At 51.8% G+C, this 19638-nt stretch carries 14 protein-coding genes and 1 pseudogene; all 15 read right to left on the reverse strand.

Annotation, left to right across the window (positions count from 1 at the left end):
* Window positions 1–290: 290 nt before the first annotated feature.
* Window positions 291–1880 (reverse strand): DEAD/DEAH box helicase, encoded by a 1590-nt coding sequence (locus H7T88_RS12950; RefSeq protein WP_221788822.1) that lies wholly within the window; start codon window positions 1878–1880, stop codon window positions 291–293.
* Between the two features lie 988 nt (window positions 1881–2868).
* Window positions 2869–4344, reverse strand: coding sequence for a SulP family inorganic anion transporter (locus H7T88_RS12955; RefSeq protein WP_154984476.1), 1476 nt, complete (start codon window positions 4342–4344; stop codon window positions 2869–2871).
* A 663-nt stretch (window positions 4345–5007) separates the two neighbouring features.
* Entirely contained in the window at window positions 5008–6678 is a 1671-nt protein-coding gene (locus tag H7T88_RS12960; protein WP_154890309.1) for an ABC1 kinase family protein, read from the reverse strand.
* Window positions 6679–7062 (reverse strand): phasin family protein, encoded by a 384-nt coding sequence (locus H7T88_RS12965; protein WP_221788824.1) that lies wholly within the window; start codon window positions 7060–7062, stop codon window positions 6679–6681.
* A 73-nt stretch (window positions 7063–7135) separates the two neighbouring features.
* Window positions 7136–7774: a ThuA domain-containing protein gene (locus H7T88_RS12970; RefSeq protein WP_221788826.1), complete on the reverse strand. Its 639-nt coding sequence runs from the start codon at window positions 7772–7774 to the stop codon at window positions 7136–7138.
* 411 nt (window positions 7775–8185) lie between these two features.
* Window positions 8186–9820 (reverse strand): cobyrinic acid a,c-diamide synthase CobB, encoded by a 1635-nt coding sequence (locus H7T88_RS12975; protein WP_221788828.1) that lies wholly within the window; start codon window positions 9818–9820, stop codon window positions 8186–8188.
* A gap of 145 nt (window positions 9821–9965) precedes the next feature.
* The gene (locus H7T88_RS12980; protein WP_221788830.1) at window positions 9966–11054 is read right to left on the reverse strand and encodes a cobalt-precorrin 5A hydrolase; all 1089 of its coding nucleotides are present in this window, start codon (window positions 11052–11054) and stop codon (window positions 9966–9968) included.
* Window positions 11047–11844 (reverse strand): precorrin-4 C(11)-methyltransferase, encoded by a 798-nt coding sequence (gene cobM / locus H7T88_RS12985; RefSeq protein ID WP_221788832.1) that lies wholly within the window; start codon window positions 11842–11844, stop codon window positions 11047–11049. The genes H7T88_RS12980 and cobM overlap by 8 nt, the downstream gene beginning before the upstream one ends.
* Window positions 11841–12563, reverse strand: coding sequence for a precorrin-2 C(20)-methyltransferase (cobI, locus tag H7T88_RS12990; protein WP_154890304.1), 723 nt, complete (start codon window positions 12561–12563; stop codon window positions 11841–11843). The genes cobM and cobI overlap by 4 nt, the downstream gene beginning before the upstream one ends.
* 90 nt (window positions 12564–12653) lie before the next feature.
* The gene (gene cbiE, locus H7T88_RS12995) at window positions 12654–13943 is read right to left on the reverse strand and encodes a precorrin-6y C5,15-methyltransferase (decarboxylating) subunit CbiE (RefSeq protein WP_221788834.1); all 1290 of its coding nucleotides are present in this window, start codon (window positions 13941–13943) and stop codon (window positions 12654–12656) included.
* Window positions 13906–15060 carry a cobalt-precorrin-5B (C(1))-methyltransferase gene (locus tag H7T88_RS13000; RefSeq protein ID WP_221788836.1) on the reverse strand — a complete coding sequence of 385 codons (1155 nt, stop codon included), beginning with the start codon at window positions 15058–15060 and terminating at the stop codon, window positions 13906–13908. The genes cbiE and H7T88_RS13000 overlap by 38 nt, the downstream gene beginning before the upstream one ends.
* Window positions 15061–15678: 618 nt before the next feature.
* Window positions 15679–16326 carry a precorrin-8X methylmutase gene (locus H7T88_RS13005; RefSeq protein ID WP_221788838.1) on the reverse strand — a complete coding sequence of 216 codons (648 nt, stop codon included), beginning with the start codon at window positions 16324–16326 and terminating at the stop codon, window positions 15679–15681.
* A 161-nt stretch (window positions 16327–16487) separates the two neighbouring features.
* Window positions 16488–17258: a precorrin-6A reductase gene (cobK, locus tag H7T88_RS13010; RefSeq protein WP_221788840.1), complete on the reverse strand. Its 771-nt coding sequence runs from the start codon at window positions 17256–17258 to the stop codon at window positions 16488–16490.
* Window positions 17255–18499, reverse strand: a complete 1245-nt coding sequence (locus H7T88_RS13015) for a sirohydrochlorin chelatase (RefSeq protein WP_221788841.1) — start codon at window positions 18497–18499, stop codon at window positions 17255–17257. Before H7T88_RS13015 ends, cobK begins: the two co-directional genes overlap by 4 nt.
* 270 nt (window positions 18500–18769) lie before the next feature.
* A pseudogene (locus H7T88_RS13020) lies at window positions 18770–19638 on the reverse strand (precorrin-3B C(17)-methyltransferase); the annotation flags it as partial.

The following is a 19638-nucleotide window of genomic DNA, read 5'->3' on the forward strand; positions in this document are numbered from 1 at the left end:
GGCTTGACTAAAACGTTCATAGCAACGATCACAGGGGAGCCATCATAGCGTGGTGACTGCATAACGAGTGAGGGCTGGAGTGCAGTTCACATCGTGTGAATAAGTGCATGTGCATCCTGATTGTAAAAAAGGGCCGCGACGTGCTTCCGTCGCGACCCTTGGTTCGAGCGTTCGGTACGATGACGTACCTGAACGCTCTTGATATGAGCCATGCGGCATCCGCTACTGCGATGCATGGCTATGATGCTTCTAGCGCAATATGCGGCTGCATCGCCGCTTGCGCCAGTGCGTTACCGCCCGCGACGAGAATCGCGGCGGTCGCCCCTGCTCGGACCGCGTCCAGCGGAGTCCGAGCGGCCTGAACCAGCGCCACCGCGTCCAGCGGTGCGCTTGTCGGCGCTGCGGCCAGCCCAGCCGCCGCTGCTGCGCTCTTCGCCGCGGCTTGCTCCACCGCGGCCGCCTTGGCTTGTGCCGCGGCTACTGCTGCTGCGGCCTTGGCTTGCTGCACCGCGACTGCTGTCGCTGCTACGCGCCGATCCGCGGCCTGCGCTGCGCTCGTCACCGCTACGGCCGCCACTGCGTCCACCGCTACGGCCACCTTCGCCTCCGCGTGATCCACGACCGCCACGTCCACCATCTCGGCGGTCGTTACGTCCTGCACCGCGACGGGCACTGCCTGTCCCGGCAGTACGACCACCACGCTCATCATTGCCCTCGCTATTAATTACGCGGCGAGAAGCTCCCGTAGAAGCGACTGGTCCTTCGCTTGTCCATTGGATGCGATTCAGCTTCTGATTCGTACCTTCCTCGATCCGAGCAAGCTCCGGTCTGTCGTGCTGGGTTGCAAACGTCACGGCAAGACCCGTTCCACCTGCACGGCCTGTACGACCGATACGGTGGATATAACTTTCCGCATCATGTGGCATATCGTAGTTGAATACGTGGGTAACCCCTTCAACGTCCAAACCGCGTGCGGCGACATCGGTAGCCACAAGGATTTGCAGCTTCGCATCACGGAATGCCTTCATGACATTCTCTCGCTTGGATTGGGACAAGTCCCCGTGAAGCTCGTCGCTCTCATATCCTGCTTCTCTCAGATCTTCGTTCAGCTTCGAAGCCCGGCGCTTCGTCCGGCAGAAAATAATCGCCAAATACGGGCGATACGTATCAATCATACCCCGAAGTGCATCAAACTTGCCGCGATCTGTACATTCCAGCACCTGCTGGCGAATCTGATGAATCGGAATCACGGACTTGGAGGAAACTTTCACGTCCTCCGGGTCTTTCATGTAGTTTTTCGCCAGAACACGAATGCCCTTAGGCATCGTAGCCGAGAAGAGCATCGTTTGACGTCTATGCGGCAATTCTTTCAAAATCGTTTCTACATCGTCCAGGAAGCCCATGTGTAACATCTGATCTGCTTCATCCAGCACCAGCTTTTTCACATTATCGAGCTTCAAGGTACCACGGCGCAGGTGATCCAGAAGACGCCCTGGTGTTCCTACAACGATCTGCGTTCCGTTTTGCAGTTTGCGCAACTGCTTTTCTACATCCTGTCCACCATATACCGCAAGCACATGCAGCTTGTCATCGTTCGCGGTCAGTTTCTTCGCTTCTTCCGTAATCTGCAATGCCAGCTCACGCGTAGGCGCAATAATCAGTGCCTGCGGAGAGCGGTCGGATACGTTAATTTTCTGAATAATCGGCAGCAAAAAAGCCAGCGTTTTCCCTGTGCCCGTCTGCGCCTCGGCGATGATATCACGTCCACCCAGCAGTACTGGAATGGAACGCTCCTGTACTGGAGTTGGCACGGCGATGCCCTGATGTTTCAGCACCTCGCACCATTCCGGGCGAATGCCCAGTTGTTCAAAGTTTGCCAATCGTTACACCTCTGTATATTCATTTAGATAAGTTCATTTCATAGAAGACCCTAGCCCCCTTGGAAATGCATAGGCATCTCCGTCTGAACTTGATTGAGTCTATGTCATTGTCTGAGTCGGCATACGAGCCTGCTATTTACGTCCTTGTGCCCGAGTTCTGCATCTGAACCTGATTCTCTACTCCAATCACACCCGTAACTGCAGTACACATCCTGTGAGTCCAAACTAGTTTTCCTGAATTCAACTCTGATTATGAAATGAATTTTTAAAAAGCAATCATTCCATTGCTCTTCTTCTCCATACCCTGTAGTTTACACGTTCATCCAGCAAAACAAAAGCGAAACTGAACTACCGCGCCAACTTGTAGCATGAATGTAGCGTAAAAAGCAGACGTTTTAAGTTTATATTTCACACGCGGCGCATAATAAGCCGGACATAGGGAGTACGGAACACACAAGGTTTGTTTTTCGTAAATCAAGCTACACCAACTACTGTGACACCAACCACGAAAGTCCTAACGATCACCACAGAGCTTATTTGCTCGAATTATGCCTTGGCTGAATTCTAACGATCGCCACGAAGCCTATTTCGTCAAAAATCACGAAAACTCTCACTAAAAGTAGCGAAATCAGTAAAATAGCGTCTCTGGTGATCGTTAGAAATGAAAATGGCCCAAATTGGGCTAAATAAGCTCTCTCCTGATCGTTAGCGCTCACAGCTACAAAAAAAGCGACTCCCCCGGCACACACCGCAAGGAGACCGCTGCATATCAATACTGTCTAGCGTTATCTATAGCCTATATTCGTTCGCATCGCAGTCCGCTATTTTTAGCTTACTTGCCGTCTGTTGATGTTGTAACGTTCAGATACCAATACCAATACCATTTTGGAACAAGTTACTTAAACGTTACGCCTTACTTGAACTTTACACTTCGCTTTAACTTTACGCCTTACCCGAGCCTTACATGAACTTACGCTTTACTTCAGCCTTATGCTCCGTGTCCGCCCGTCCCCGGGACGGTACCCGCATCAGAAGCCTTAAATCCGCTGCGCTCCAGCAATCGGGAGCTTTCCTCGTTTAATCCACGCAAATGCACGGTTTTACCAAGCTTCGCGTATTTGAATTTTACTTTGCCAATCGCCACAACCGCGGTGTTGTCCCAGATATGCGAGCCGCCAAAGTCAATGGTGATGTCCTGCGGATCGGCTTCCGCATCGAATTTGTCCACGAAATGGGACGAGGAACCGAAGAAGAACGGTCCGTGTACACGATACACTTTCTGTCCTTGCTCCTCGCTAGACTGGACGCGAATTTTGGTCTGTTTCCAGCCGAAGTGCAGCACACTGAGCACGACGCCAACCATTACACCAAGCGACAGATCATGCGTGTAAACAACGATCGCTACCGTCACCACCATAACAATCGCTTCAGCGCGTGGGACGCGGGCTATATTTTTCACAGAACTCCAGTCAAACGTACCAATACACACCATAAACATCACGCCAACCAGCGCCCCCATCGGTACCTGCTTCACCACACCGCTCAAGAGCAACAATAAAATCGCCAGAAACGCACCTGCCGTAAATGTCGACAGCCTGCCTCGGCCGCCTGACTTCACATTAATGACGGACTGTCCGATCATTGCACAGCCACCCATACCGCCGAACAATCCGTTTACAAAGTTTGCAATCCCCTGACCACGCACCTCGCGGTTTTTGCTGCTTTTGGTTTCCGTCATCTCATCCACAATGGTTGCGGTCAAAAGGGACTCCAGCAAACCGACAAGTGCCATCGTAAACGAATACGGCAACAGGATCATTAGTGTATCCCATGTCCACGCAATATTCGGCAGATGGAACATCGGCAATGTACTTGTCAGATTGCCCATCTGACCTACCGTTTTGACATCAAGATGAAAGACCACCGTAATAATAGTCATGATAATAATCGCTACAAGCGGAGCCGGAGCCCCTTTGAAAAAACGCGGTAAAATATAGATGATTGCCAGTGTTCCCGCCACCATCACGTACATGATCCAGTTCGCTCCCGTAAAGTGGGTGAGCTGCGCCATAAAGATCAGAATCGCTAGTGCGTTCACAAATCCGGTCAACACCGAATGAGGCACAAACGTAATAAATCGTCCCACTTTAAATATCCCTAAAATAAACTGAATGATGCCCGTCAGGATGGTCGCCGCAAAAAGATATTCCACGCCATAATCCTTGACCAGCCCTACCATTAATACCGCCATAGCTCCTGTTGCTGCCGAGATCATGCCCGGTCTACCGCCCGCAATCGAAATGACGATTGCAATCGTAATCGACGCATACAGGCCGACCATCGGATCGACACCAGCGATAATCGAGAAGGCAATCGCTTCCGGAATAAGCGCGAGTGCTACGGTGATGCCTGCGAGCACATCTCCACGGATATTGCCAAACCACTGTTGTTTTAACGTATTCATATGTTGTTGCTTTGCCTCCTAGATGTGTCCCTCAAATTAACAAACCTGCTGAAGAATAACGGGAGTCGTACACGTCCAATTTCTCACCTTGGGACCCATAAAAATGACAGTGGTGTGTAAAAGCAAACCGCTTCCTTAACCTGTCTATCGCTAGTCTACTTGTCCCTAAGTGCATGATGATCTAATGCCTTGATTCAACTGCAAACACCGTCTCATAATCATCATGTCGTTGCCGTTCCAGCATGTACTGACCATTTCCGTTACCATTCAGCTGTCTTTCTTGCTTACGGCATCTCGTCTCACCATCTAATCTCAACTATATTTGTTGGATAGACAGAGCAATGCCTGTTGTTAGTTTTCCTCTCTCAGAAAAACCGGGGCCGTTAATCTACTGACTTAATATTATAGTTACAGACATACATATGTACGAACACTGTAATATCGCAAAAACAGGTGCTTATCCCCTATTATCTTCATTCTTCTAGATTTAACTCTCTGTATCTCTGCTCATCAAAAAAAACCGCAAAGCCCTTTAATAAAAGGCCTTGCAGTCTATTTTGGCATTTACAGGTTATGGTTATGGTGAGTTATACCTTTTGTCAAGCAATCACTTTTTGGCGTTCGTTTGCTAACTTCATTATTACTAAAGCTTGAACTTCCGCCCTAGAACCTGCCCGATTTAAAAATCGAGTACAGCAGAAATGCCACCATGAGGATCGCCACGAGAAAACCAATCTCAATCACCGGAATATCCCACAGCATCGTGGATTGGTGACTAATCGAAGAACCGATAATAAGTCCAACCATGATGATACAGAAGGCGAGCAGCACAATGCTGAACGATAAACGATTGCTGATCTGATCTAATCTACGCATGAGCGACTCTAATTCGGGAACGCTGATCTCCAGTCGCAGCTTGCCTTTGCTGATGATGGAGGACAACTGCCGTAGCTGTCCTGGCAAACCAATGACACTTTCGGCCATATCTGCCGCACTGCGAAACAGTCGATTTTTAATCCGCCCCGCACTAAAACGTTCCTTGAGCAGCTTCCGCCCAAACGGCTCTGCCATATCCACAATGCTCAAGGTAGGATCTAGATGTTCAATGACCCCCTCCATCGTCAGCAAGGATTTGCCCATCAGCAGTATATCTGCGGGCATGACAACCCTATGTTTCTGGGCAATGCCAAACAGATCATTGAGCGCCTGTCCTACACTGATTTTGGAAAAAGGAATATCGTAATATTTCGTTCGAAGTTTATCCAAATCCACATGAAGGGCGCGTGCGTCCATGTCATCAGGCATCATACCGAGTTTCTCAATCGCACGGATCATACTATCCGTATCCTTACGCATCAGCCCGATGATAAGCGAGGCAAGCTGCTGCTTCATCTCATCACTCAGACTGCCCACCATACCGAAGTCAATGAAAGCCAGTCTCCCATCCTTCAGCACCATCAGATTGCCCGGATGCGGATCGGCATGGAAGAAGCCCTGCATAAAAATCTGATTGAGCAACGCATCCACCAGCCGCTCGGCAATATTGTTCAGATCATGACCACGCTTCACCAGTTCATCCCGATTATTCAGCTTAATGCCCTCGATATACTCCATGGTCAATACACGTGATGAGGTCTGATCCCAGTAGATTACCGGAATTTTCACTTTAGGGTCCTGCTGATATTGCTGTGCAATCTTCTCCGTATTGCGACCTTCCACCGTATAATCGAGCTCAGCCATCAGAGCCTGGGCATACTCTTCCACCATCTGCGGGATCTGGTATTGTTTTACCCAATCCCAACGTTTCTCTGCCATCGCAGTCAGTTCACGCAGAATATCCAGATCACGTTGCACAATCCGCGATATGCCTGGGCGCTGGATTTTGATCGCTACCGCCTCTCCGCTCTGAAGTTTGCCCAGATGCACCTGACCAATACTGGCTGCGGCCACCGGGGTATCCTCGAACCGGGAAAAGATCTCTTCCAGCGGTGTATCCAATTCCTGTTCCAAAATACCCCGTGCCGTCTCTGACGAGAACGGCGGAACCTGATCCTGTAATTTGACCAATTCCCGGATCACCGATTCAGGTAATAGATCTGCCCTTGTGCTTGCAAGTTGCCCCAGCTTCACAAAAGCCGGCCCCAGCTCCTGCAACACCAGCCTGATCCGTTCACTTAACGTCTTGGTGGGTTGCGCTTCACGCGACATCCACCGTCTGGGCAGCGCGAGTAGCTGGAATAGCCCCAGCTCCTCGACCATATACCCGAAGCCATGACGCACCAGCGCCATGGCAATTTCCCGGTATCTGCCGACATGTTTGATCCGCACAGCCATCTATTCGATCTCGTTTCCTTTGAGAGGAGGAGAAACTTCGACAACCGGAGCCGGGGATTCATCAAGTTGAAGTTGAGGTGTCTGATTCAGCTCGGCCAGCTTTTTTTCCAAAACCGCAACACGCTGTTCCAGACTGGTTACATCACTTTCAGAAGCCACGCCAGCTTCCTGAAGCACACGTTTGACCTGCTCCTGAATGACACGTTTCAGCTGGCCCTGTTCTTCTTCACCGCGCTCCAACAATCGTTCAACAAACGCTTTGGATTCTCCGGGTGCAAGCTTCCCGCGCTCCACCAGATCATCCACCGTTTTCTCAATCTTTTCTTTGCTAACTAACGTAAGACCAAGCCCTAACGAGAACGCCTTCTTGAACAAATCGCTCATCTTATTCATCCTCCTCTTCGGTTGTCTATATATTACACCTGTTAAACCTCGACATGCAAAAAGGAGAGCTTCCTTACACGTACCGCGCTGCCCATTTCCCCGCTTGCAAAACTAATCGACGATATGTTTCATTCGCAAAGGATGGAACAGAATGCCCAGGCATCAGATAAACAATCCGCCCGAGTCCATATTTATGTGCCCAAGCTGCCGGTTTCGGCCCCTCTTTAGACTGATAGTGTAGCAAAATTTTAGTCTCGGTAAATGAACCAAACTCGAATTCATATGGTTCTTCTTCCATCGTAAAGCCGGAAATGCCCTCCGTCACAGGATGGCTCTCTTCCGTCACCGTGAACTCCAGCGGCGCATAAGCCGGGTGATGAAGAAATTTGGCGCCAATCATCTGTTTGATCTCATTTCGATTCTGAAGCGAGATTCCATTATGTAAGATGACCAGACCGCCCCCGTTACTTACGTAAGACAACAGACCTGCTGTCTGCTGCGGGGAGACTTTGCCTCTCCAATCGTCCATGTATGAGATACATACATCAAATCCCGAAATATTTTCATGCAGCAACATGTTTCGATTTTCACTACACTGAACCGTAATCGTATCTTGAAAAATCCGGCTAATCTCCCCATCTACTCCCTGTAATGGATGCCAGTCCGGATGTGTATAATCTCCAATTAAAAGTGCCTTTTTGCGATGATCCATTATAATCATCTCCTTTCTTCTGATGTTGTTCGTTTAGATTCGTCTGCACACTCCATATCCTATAAATTAACCACGTTTTATAAAATCGACTACCGTGGTGTTTCTTCATCTCTTCCACTTAGGTTTCGAATAAGATGTTCCCATCTCACAATACTACCTAGTATAGCCGTATAGCGGACTGGCATATCCATATCATGCAGATCCAGCTTGGACTCACCGTCTCCCTGTCACAACACTCCATCCTAACACATTCCACATGTTTCACTAAAAACCTTTAATTGTACAGTCCCACACCCAACTTCATGACCAAAGTCTCAGGAGGTTCAAAACGAATTCAAGCCCTTCCGCATATGGATAAGTTAAGCACGTTCGTTCTGAGCACGATCATTGCACACGGATGCTACACTTGAACTAAGCTTGGTGCTCGCGGTACAGTCGACAATGCTCCACCCATCGCTGTGCGGCTTGCGGATCAGAACCGAGGTGTACATGTGTGTATCCAGCTACGATACTGCCCGACGCGTATCCCTCCTGCTTCGAACCCCTTAACCCCTTCGTCTCATACGCGTATGGAATGGCCCCTTCTTCGCGGTACGTCATCGTGGAGTAATGGAATTCATGCCCCCGTAGAACTTCACCCTGTTTTAGCAAAAAGGAATCCTGAACCGCACTCGCCTCCCGGTATCCCAGTGCAGCTCGTTTCTTCTGCATCTGTACCTGCGCAGGAATAATACCTGCCATGGTATATGTCCGCCCTTCACGATCCGTCAGCGTTTCGGCCAGTACCATATAGCCGCCGCACTCCGCAAACAGTGGCATCTGGGAACGGGCTGCTTCGCGGAGCCCTTCCAGAAAACGCTCGTTTCCGGCAATCACCGCGGCAAACTCCTCAGGAAAACCACCACCCAGATAAATACTATCCGCCTCAGCCGGGATGCCTTCACCAGCGAGTGGACTGAAATACTTCAGCCTTGCCCCAGCCGCTTCAAGCAGTTCCAGATTATCAGGATAATAGAAATTAAACGCCGCATCACGAGCGACGGCAATAACAGGCTGGTACGTATCCGGCTTGCTGTGGATGTGAAGAGCCGCGTGTTGGGCTACATGCTCCGCGTCTTTTACGTTGGCTAAACGGGCAATGTTAGTGATATCGGTAGCGTTAGCCATATCGTTAGTATTGGTTTTGTCGCTAATGAGAGCCATTTCTGTATCACTAGATATATTCAATGTATCGCTAGTACGAGCGGTATCAGCCACACGAGCTGTGTTGCTCGGGATGACATTGGTTGAGCCAGCTAGATTGGTGGAATGCACCGAGAGCGGGAGAGCACTTGTTGCCAGCTCCAGCAGAAGATCCAGATCCGTGCCTTCCAGCAACACATCGGCTGCCCGCTGAAATAAAGGTTCCAGTTCACCACGCTCAATGGCAGGAACGAGTCCAAGATGTCTCTCGGGGATGGACATGTCTTCATCTCGCTTTAGCCAACCAACGACCGGAATGTTGCACATTTGTTCAATGGCCTTTTTCACAATCGTATAATGACCCGCACTTCCGCACCGATTCACAATCACACCAGCAATGTTTAATTCAGGCTCCAGTTGCTGAAAGCCCAGTACGATGGCCGCTGCACTACGCGCCATACTCCGTACATCTACCACCAAAATCACCGGTGTCTGCGTAATCATCGCGATCTCTGCGGTAGAGCCGATGTTGCTGAGCGGATCTTTGCCATCGTAGAGGCCCATCACGCCTTCAATGATGGAAATATCATGTCCCGCGGAAGCCCGCTGAAATGTCTGCTTCACATATGCAGGCGAAGTCATCCATGCGTCCAGATTACGTGAAGCTCGACCTGTCACTGCTGTATGATACGTTGGATCAATATAATCCGGACCGCATTTGAACCCCTGCACACTCAATCCTCGCTGGGCAAGTGCCTTCATTAGACCGAGCGTTACCGTTGTTTTGCCAGCCCCACTCCCCGTACCTGCGATGATCAGCCGAGGTGCACTTTGGTTATTGGGCGTTACATTTTTTGAGTTCATCGTTCATCCCGCCTTTGCTCTAAATATAACAAATAGACCATCCCATATCGGTTTCGACGGCTGGGACGGTCCTTTACATGAGGTTGTAACAACTACTTTTTATGTGTGAATCCATAAGATGCTTCTCAATCACACGAACCCTAGCTTAATCAAACGCAACCCGTGCGACAGAGATCGTCAGGTTGCCGCTCTTTTTCTTTTCCAGCAGCCAATGATCCGCTCCCGAAGAGAGCAGTGCCGCCGGTTCACTTACGCCATAGGCTCCGGTGTATTTAAATACCGTCTCGGACGGATTGGCAAGTTGCACCGTATTCAGTTCCTCTGGAGTGTAAGTGACGAGTTCCCAGCCGTACTTGGCGCATAGGGCCAGCAGGCCCTCCTCATCTTTTTTCAGATCAATCGTAGCCACGTTGCGCACGCTCTTCACAGACAGGGATAGCTCTTCCAGCGTGGCAAGCACTTCCTGCTCCAACTCCTCCATCGCCGTTCCGCGATTGCAGCCCATGCCGAGCACGAGACTTTTGGGACGATACAACACACCATTCGTTAGAAAACGTTCCTCTTCCGCCGCCGAAAGCAGACGGTCACTGACCACCAGTGCAGCGTTAAACGCAAACGATTCCGTCTCCTGCATACTGCCGAAGACCTGAATGTGATCCGGTACAGGTTTGTTATACCGCCACCAGTTGCGTTCGCCTGTCTCTTGAATAAGTGCCACCGGCTCTTCGTTGACCACCGCCGCACTTACCGGAGTAGCTTTATCAAAGCTATCCACGATCCAGCCCAGTTCACGACCAAACATATCCACCGGGATCGTGCCCTGTACATCCGAAGCTGTCGTAATGACTGCACGCGCACCAAGCACTTCCGCCACTTGACGCGTGAGTTCATTGGCACCGCCAAGATGACCGGATAACACGCTGATCACGTTCTCGCCGCGGTCATCGATGACCAACACGGCAGGATCGACTTTTTTGTCCACCAGCAGCGGAGCAATCATACGGACGACGGCACCCAGCGAGATAAACAGAATGATGCCGTTGTAACGTTTGAACAGGTCTGGCAGAATAAGCTTCACCGAACCTTCAAACAGGGTATAACCAAGTTGTTCCTCATCGCCACGGGCAAATTTGCTCATATAATAGACGTCTGTGCCCTGAAACTGTCCTTCGAGGTTACGCACCATCTCCACGCCGTGCTTCGTAATGGCTACAGCAGCAAACGGATTACTCACCGGACTTCACTCCCTTGCGATAGCCGTGGGTGAAGGATTTATCATAAAGTTTCGAACGGTGAGCATCCCGGTTCACCAGATCAGGATCAAGCGCCCAGCCTGCCAAAATCATCGCATGCATCGTAATGCCTGCGGCACGCAGATCAACAGCCAGATTGGCCAGCGTGGTGCGCACGATTTTCTGATCCGGCCATGTTGCTCGCTGCACTACCGCCACTGGTGTATCTTCGCTCCAGCCTGCGGCAAGGAATTCCACCACGACTTTTTTCGCCAATGTTGCACTTAGGAAGAGCGCCACCGTACAGTGATGGGAGGCCAAATCGCGCAGCTTCTCCCGCTCAGGCACAGGGGTGCGTCCTTCCGCACGTGTCAGGATGACGGTCTGCGTCAGTTCCGGCACAGTCAGCTCCGCTCCCAGCGCCGCTGCCGAAGCAAATACCGAGCTAACGCCTGGAATAATCTCGTACTCCACACCTTGTTGTTTCAACAGAACCATCTGTTCCAAAATGGCACCATACATTGCCGGATCACCCGTATGTACACGTGCTACGCTGCGTCCTGCACGAACCGCTGTGCACATCAGTTCGACCTGCTGTTCCAAATCCATGCCGGAGCTTTGCAACACCTCGGCTTCGGGTTTGGCAGTCGCAATCAGTTCATCATTCACGAGGGAATCCGTGTACAGAACGAGGTCGGCATTTTTCAAAATATTCGAACCTTTTACCGTAATCAGCTCGGGATCTCCCGGGCCTGCACCAACAATGTACACTTTCGGTTCCAATGTTTTCATTTGCTCACCACCATCAGGCTTAAATATTCCAGCTCCTGCCCTTTCAGTTCACGGGCGTCACGCCAGACCAGTTCATAAGGAGAAGTGACTTTGGTGACCACCGACGCTTTGCCGCCAAGTCCCATCTCCTCCAGCAGCTCCAGCATCGGGTCCAGCACCTTTGCTACTTTGATAAACACAATCGTATCGTGATGCTCAATCGCCTGCCGCATCGCTTCTTTATCCGCTGTAGCCGGAATAATGCCAACCTGCTCATCTCCATCTGCCAGATGGATATCCAGCGCTGCCGCCGCACCAAGCACGGAGGATATGCCCGGAATAGAGCTAATCGGCACTTCAGGATGAAGTTCACGCATGAGACGTGCAAGGTGGATAAATGTACTGTATAAGTTCGGATCACCTTCCGTCACGAACGCTACATCTTTGCCTTCCTTAAGTGCTTCCCAGCACGCTTCCACGGTTTTGCCCCACTCCCGCTCTAGTACGACCGGGTCTTTGGTCATCGGAAAGATCAGGCCCAGCATCTCTTTCTCCTCCGGATTCACATACAATTCAACAATTTCGTGGGCGTAGGATTTACCGCCTTTGCGTTTCTTCGGATAGGCGACCACCGGGCATTCGCGAATCATCCGGTATGCTTTGACCGTAATCAGCTCCGGGTCTCCCGGCCCGACACCGACGCCATAGAGTGTGCCAACCCTAACGCCGGCCCCTGTCATGCTCTCTGAACTTTCCGTGTGAATTCCGGTACTGTTGATGTTTCCTGTTGTTGTGCTGATGCTACTCTCCCCCTTTTCATTCTCTGCAAACTATTCCGCTCCGTTCGCTGTTTCGGCTTCCGCTTCTGCTCCTGCTATAAATTGACCTGTAATGACATAGATCGGGTTCAGTCCGTCAAAACGGGTCATGTTCAGGATCGGCTTGCTCCGCGCCGTCTGCAGCAAAGTCACGGAGGCATCCATGCCTGCATCGCGCATCGCCTTCATGCTGTCATGCAGCGTTTCGATGGTCGCTGCATTCACGACGATGCGTCCCTCGGGGCGCAGCCGGGACGCACACAAGGCGATCAGCTGCGCAAGTTCACCGCCGCTGCCGCCAATGAACACCGCATCGGGATCCGGCAGTTCGTCCAGCCCCGCTGGCGCTTTGGCATGAAGGACGGTAAAATCCGTCCGGAATTTGATCCGGTTGGCCTCGATGTTCACGAGGTCACCTTCGTTCTTTTCGATGGCGAAGACCTGGCCTCGCGGCGCCAGCCGTGTGCACTCCACCGCCACCGAGCCTGAACCTGCGCCGATATCCCACACGATGCTGTCCTCGCCCAGTTTCAGCTCGGATAAGCTGAACGCGCGGACTTCACGCTTGGTGATGAGGCCCTTCTCGGGTTTGCGCTGATGGAATTCTTCATCTGCAAACCCGAAGCCTTTGCGCGGCGCCGGTGCATCCTTGCGGCGCAACAAAATGACGACGTTCAGCGGGCTGCACTCAGCCGCTGCCAGCTCGTCCAGGGTGTAGTGGCGGGCACGCTCGTCTGCCGCGCCCAGGTTCTCTGCAACGAAGGCATCATACTCCGTCATGCCGAACTGTTGCAGATACGCCCCGATCGCAGCGGGGCTGTTATGCTCGTCCGTGAGCAGCGCGACTTTGGCTTTGCCATCGATGCGCTGGGCTAGACCTTTGAGGGGGCGACCGTGCACGCTTTCAAGCACGGCGTCGTGCCAGCTCTCGCCAAGCCTTGCGAATGCCAGCTGCAGCGAGCTGAGATTAGGCCGGATATCCAGCTGATCCGGGCCGAGTTTGCGCGCGAAATACCCGGCGATGCCGTAAAACAGCGGGTCCCCCGAAGCGAGCACAACGATGTTGTGTGAGTCCTGCAACGCTTTTATTTTCGCAACGAGGTCATTCAAACTGCTCTTGATCACAATCTTCTCTCCCGCAAACGCCGGGAAAAATTGCAACAGACGTTCGCCGCCTACCACCACGTCGGCCTCCTGAATGAGATTCAGACTCTCTGCCGTCAGTCCCGCCGCGCCTTCTTCGCCCACGCCAATAATGCGGATGTTACGATTCTTTGCTCCAGTTGTTGTGTTCGAGTTCACTGATTTCCGCCCTCCCCAGTTCCATTCCTTTCATGGTGACGAGCACCACTTCCACCGTTACGCCGCCCCCCGCATGTTCCAGACAGTGCTGACAGGCGTATAGGCATAACTTTTCAAAATAAGGTAAATATCCCGCTTCGGTCATCATATCCGCCACCTGAGTCGCCGTGTTGGCTTCCTCGATCGCTTGCGCCAGTTCATCGCCAGCCCCGGTCTCGCGAGCCACGGACGCAAGAAATCCAAAATCCACCGGCGCACTTTTGGAGTGCACCATCATGACCCCTTGAGCCACTTTGGCGAATTTGCCCGGCATCCCGACCAGACTGATGCGTTTCATTCCCAATCGTTTCCCGTGTTTGATCGCAAAGCCGACAAAGTCACCCATCTGAATAAAGGCTTCCTCCGGCAGTTCGGGCATCATTTTCATGGCATACTTCTCACTACTGCCACCTGTTGTCAGCACAATATGATCACAGCCGGAAGCCTGCGCAACGGAAATCGCCTGTACTACACTGGCTTTGTACGCTGAAGTAGAGAACGGAACGACCACGCCGCGTGTGCCTAAAATGGATATACCGCCCAGAATGCCAAGCCGCGCATTGAGCGTTTTCTTCGCGATCTCTTCGCCGTCCGGCACGCTAATCACGACCCGCACTCCTCTGGCGGCCCCATATTCCGCAAGTACCTGTCTCACCGCTTCGGTAATCATGCGGCGCGGCACGGGATTAATGGCCGCTTCCCCAACAGGCACGGGTAGTCCTGGCTTCGTAACACGCCCCACACCAATGCCGCCATCCAGCTCTACCCCCGGCTCGTCCCGCCAAGACACATGCGCAATGATTTTCGCCAAATGTGTGGCGTCCGGGTCATCCCCGGCGTCTTTGATCGTGGCACAAGTCGCCGTGCCGTCCGTCATCAGTTCCTGCTCGATCAGCTCGAACGAGTGGTCAAAGCCGGCGGGCAAGGAAACCACGGCTTTCGCAGGGATATGACCCGTTAACAGGAGCTGTGTCGCTCCTTTGGCAACGGCTGTCGCACACGCACCGGTCGTAAAGCCGGAACGCATCGGTTTATCCGGGTCCGGTGCTTCTCCGCTTTTCATGCGTTTCTTTTCCATGGCTTTGAACCTCCCGTCCTTCTATATGCTCGCTTGTTCGTGCGCTTATGTTGATTGTTGGTTGATGTTGATTGTTCATTGTTGTTTGGTCTTGTATGGATTGTTGATTCATTGATTTTTAGTTGTACTCAACAACTGCGGTGCTAGTAACTGTACACTAACCCCTGGAGATCGTTAGAAGTTACTGGAGCGGAATCCCCATCTCTGGTGACTCGCACGCTAAGCGTCTCATTTACTTAACACCCACACACTCACGACTGAGCGCTAACGATCACAGATAACGTTATTTGGCCTAATATGCCCTCGCTGGAATTCTAACGATCTCAGGAGACGCTATTTCACTAAAACAGTGCGATTTCCAGCGCTTTTGGGTGGTTTTGAGCGAAATAACGTTCCTCAGGATCGTTAGAATTTCAAAAGGGTGATTTCACGCAAAATAAGCTTCCTGGTGATCGTTAGAAGTTGCTGGACTTTAACAGATTCGGACATGGCCCTTAGTGAAGACTCTCCCAGTTCTCATTAGGATTCGGCACGGCTCGCTAACCAGACTTAAATCAGATCAGGTAGATTTCGTTTGACCTCACTGGTCGAGCGAGGCAAACCGTCTTAGTACCCGCTCTATGCCTTTACAGCCATCAACGAGATTGCGTTAAGTGCTGCCACAACGATCGTACTGCCGCCTTTGCGACCGATGTTGGTAATAAAAGGAATATCCAGCTTGCGTAGCTCGTCCTTGGACTCGGCCGCAGATACAAAACCTACCGGCATGCCGATGATCAGCCCCGGCTTGGCCTCGCCCTCTTTGACAAGACGAATCAATTCCAGTAGCGCCGTTGGCGCGTTACCGATGGCGTAGATGCCCCCGTCATACATTTGGGTTGCTTTGCGCGTCGAGATGATGGCACGAGTGGTGTTGAGGCGTTTGGCCTCTTCCATTACATCTGGATCGGAAATATGTACATGCACATCGCCGCCAAAACCGCGAATACGATCCTTGCTCACACCCGCCTGAATCATCTGCACATCGGCAATGACTGACTGACCTGCACGTAGCGCCGCAATCCCTGCCTGGATCGCATCCGGGTGAAACACCATACTACGGCCCAGTTCAAAATCAGCCGAAGCGTGAATCACACGCTGTACGACCGGATACTGCTCATCGGTAAACGGGTGCTCCCCCAGTTCCTCCGTAATCATCTCAAAGCTCTTACCTTCAATTTCCTGAGGTTGCACGGTCAGCGGTTTAAAATCTGTTTTGAAATCCACCCGAATCACTCCACTCCTTGTATTTGAACAAACATTTTCATCGTACAAAAACTGTCCCATACATCATTGCATCGTCTACCTGAACGCACTCCATGCTTCTTTCAATCCTTGCAATCAAGCCGTTCAAAGTTGCGTTATTCAAATTAAGCCTATCGGGGAGATTACTTCCCCAAAATACTTTTCAGCTCGCCCAGTACACCATCAAAATAATCAAACACCGTGCCAAACTCCGCCTCTGGACGTGAGATCAGCACAACATGAATACCCAGCTCCAGTGCAGACTGGATTTTCTCATCCACGGCTCCGGTTTTACCACTTTCCTTCGTGACCATCACCGTTGTTGCATAGTGCTTGTAAAGTGCCTCATTCATTTCTCGGGAAAAAGGTCCTTGCATCGCAATAATATTGCGTTGCTCTACGCCCAGCTCACCGCATTTCTCCATATTGTCGAGACGGGGGAGCATGCGTGCAACAAGTCGTATATCCGGATCACCGAGCAGGTGCTTGGTGAAGATTTGTAAGGTTTTGCTGCCTGTCGTCAGCATAACGGAGCCTTTCAGCTCTTTGGCCTTGAGTGCTGCTTCATCATAAGATGACACGACATGTAATAGTTCATGGTCATCATAAGCAAGCCCGGTTCGTTCGTAACGAATGTAAGGGATGCCCGCTTGTTTCGCGGCTTCCATGGCATTCGCATGGGCTTCTTCGGCAAAAGGATGGCTCGCATCCACAAGGACAGGGGTATTTTTTTCACGAATCAGCTTCACCATCGCCTCTACGGTCAATCGGCCTGTCCGCACAGGTAAACCGGCTTCGGTCAGACTTTGGGCTGCGCTATCGGTCACAACCGACGTCAGGACGTTATGTCCTTGTTGCTGGATTCGGATCGCAAGTTCGCGTGCATCGCTTGTACCGCATAACATGAGGATCATGAACGCTTCACCTGCTCGGAAGTCGCTGCCACTTGTGCTTGAGAAGAGGATGCATGCTGCTGAATATCTCCTGCTGTTGCTTCTGAAGCGTGTTGCTGGTTGCTCCGATGTCCTTCGTGCTCATGGTGCGAGTGATGCAACTCTTCGTCATGGTCATGATGGAAATCAAGTGTCGCCTCACGAGTAGATGCAGCCTCCGCAGCGTGCTCGGAATGCTTGTGGTCGTGGCTATGATCATGATGATCATGCTCATGATGGTGGTGATCGTGCCCGTGGTCATGTCCGTGATCGTGATGATCATGGTGATGGTGGTCATGGTGATGATCATGGTCGTGATCGTGGTCATGCCCATGGTCGTGGTCGTGATGGTGATGATGGTGTTTGGCCGCTTCAAGGCGGAACTGGCAGTTGTCACAGTTGGCTGTAACCCTTCCATATAGCCCCTCGTGCGCACGTTCCAACACCAGCTCGACCAGCTTCGGATGGAAGCCGAAATAACCACCGATTTCGACTTGAATATCTGGATGTGCGGCTGCAAATTCGGCCGTCATCTCATCAATGCGTTTAATCAGTACACCGGTAAAGAGGAAATACGGCATGACGATAATTTTTTTCGCACCAAGCAAGAGACAACGTTCCAATCCATCCGGGAAAGAAGGCTGGGTTACGCCGATAAAGCTGCTTTCTGCCCATCTGTACGGCAACTTCTCCCACAGCATACGGGTCATTTTGAAAAAGTCACTGTTGGCATCCGGGTCACTGCTTCCCCGTCCAAGTACAAGTACAGCGGTCTCTTCATCGGTCACCGTAGCAGGCGGGGCAGCCACTGCAACTGCTGTATCTGTTTCACCCTCACCTTGAGCTGTAATGCGTACAGGCTGCGCCTCTTGCAGACGAGTTTGCATAATTTGCACGACTTTTTCATGCACACCAATCGGACGACCATAGATAAACTGCACTTGCGGATAACGTGCTTTGGCACGATCAATCGCATTCGGAATATCAATCTTCGCATGACCGGCCGCAAATAAAATAATCGGTACGAGTACGACACGGGTTGCGCCTCGATCTACACAAGCGGTAACTCCATCCGCAATACTTGGTCTGGTTAATTCGAGAAAACAGGTTTCGACCATTGTGTTCTCCGGTGCTTGCTCCGCGACCTCACGTGCAAACTCCTTTAACTCGCGGTTCCCCTCGGGATCACGGCTCCCGTGTCCCACCAACAAAATTGCATCCATCTTCGTATTTCCTCCTCTGTCCGATCCACAGATCAGATTTCTCATATTCGTAAGGCTCTCCACTCGGTTCCAAGGAAGAAAGGTATAATCTATGTCTAAGTCTGTATTGATGCAGCTGTAGATGTTGTATCTATCTCAATCAGCTGGGTTTCAGCCGAGTTGTGTCTGGGTTAACTTTTAGCTTTGTGGCCTCTTATCTTCCGTAGATCACTCTGCTGCTGATGCTTAAGTGGACTTCAAGCCCGTAACCCAAACTACGCACTTCCACTCTTAGTCACCGCATACCGGATTCACTTCAACAGTGACTGGCGCATCCACATGGCGGAAGCCTTGAATGACTCCTACACGTTTGAAAAACTTGTGGAAACGTTCGTTCGGATGACCTTTTTCCTTGTACTCCGCGACAATGCGTTCCACAATACCGCCGATCTGATCACCTGGAATGCCCTCTGCTACAGGCTGAGCCGGGTGGGCATTGCGGCCAAACTTTTTCCCGCCAAGGAACAGATCGTATCCTCCTTTGCGGTACACGATACCGATATCCTCCAGCACTGCCCCGTAACAAGCCATACCGCAGCCGTTTAACGCTACGCTCGTTTCCTTCGGAGCAGACAATCCACCGATCACGTCCTGCAAGTGGTTAGCCATCGGCACTGCATCGTCCTTCTCCAGATTGCAGAAGTCACAGGCTTTGACTTTGATCACATCCCCAATCGGCACCACGATAAAGTTTGCTGCGCGCAGCTCATCTACCAGCGCATCCGGTTCAAACGTCGGCACTCTCAGAATAATCTGGTGCTCTGGCGTATACTCGAGTTCACCATCCTCACTTGCGCACTGCGCCAGCAGGGCCATCTGAGCGGCGGTGAACTTTTTGTTGCCCACGCCGGGCGACACGCCGATCTCAAAGAGCGGCGCCTTGCGCCCCGGCACGGGCACAGCAGCGGCTGCGCCAAGCACCGCTGCGCTGCTCGCGCTCTGCGCGCTTGCGGCTGCCGGGCCTGACGCCGATGCGTCCAGCCAGCGGCTTGCCGCTTCGCCTGCGAGCGCACCGCCTGCCGCGAGCCGCGTCAGCGCCTCGGCGGCGAGCTCGGCTGCGCCGGCGCGTGGCGCCACAGCGGCAGCGCGCGGTGCGGCCT

This window comes from Paenibacillus cucumis (ex Kampfer et al. 2016) (assembly GCF_019748695.1).
Classification (GTDB): domain Bacteria; phylum Bacillota; class Bacilli; order Paenibacillales; family Paenibacillaceae; genus Paenibacillus; species Paenibacillus polysaccharolyticus.

Bases quoted from the DNA above. Each gene is read 5' to 3' on its own strand.
- H7T88_RS12975 (WP_221788828.1), bottom strand. From the start codon at position 9,820: ATGAACTCAAAAAATGTAACGCCCAATAACCAAAGTGCACCTCGGCTG.
- H7T88_RS12960 (WP_154890309.1), bottom strand. From the start codon at position 6,678: ATGGCTGTGCGGATCAAACATGTCGGCAGATACCGGGAAATTGCCATG.
- H7T88_RS12970 (WP_221788826.1), bottom strand. From the start codon at position 7,774: ATGGATCATCGCAAAAAGGCACTTTTAATTGGAGATTATACACATCCG.
- cobM (WP_221788832.1), bottom strand. From the start codon at position 11,844: ATGAAAACATTGGAACCGAAAGTGTACATTGTTGGTGCAGGCCCGGGA.
- cobK (WP_221788840.1), bottom strand. From the start codon at position 17,258: ATGATCCTCATGTTATGCGGTACAAGCGATGCACGCGAACTTGCGATC.
- H7T88_RS13015 (WP_221788841.1), bottom strand. From the start codon at position 18,499: ATGGATGCAATTTTGTTGGTGGGACACGGGAGCCGTGATCCCGAGGGG.
- cobI (WP_154890304.1), bottom strand. From the start codon at position 12,563: ATGACAGGGGCCGGCGTTAGGGTTGGCACACTCTATGGCGTCGGTGTC.
- H7T88_RS12955 (WP_154984476.1), bottom strand. From the start codon at position 4,344: ATGAATACGTTAAAACAACAGTGGTTTGGCAATATCCGTGGAGATGTG.
- H7T88_RS13000 (WP_221788836.1), bottom strand. From the start codon at position 15,060: ATGGAAAAGAAACGCATGAAAAGCGGAGAAGCACCGGACCCGGATAAA.
- H7T88_RS12965 (WP_221788824.1), bottom strand. From the start codon at position 7,062: ATGAGCGATTTGTTCAAGAAGGCGTTCTCGTTAGGGCTTGGTCTTACG.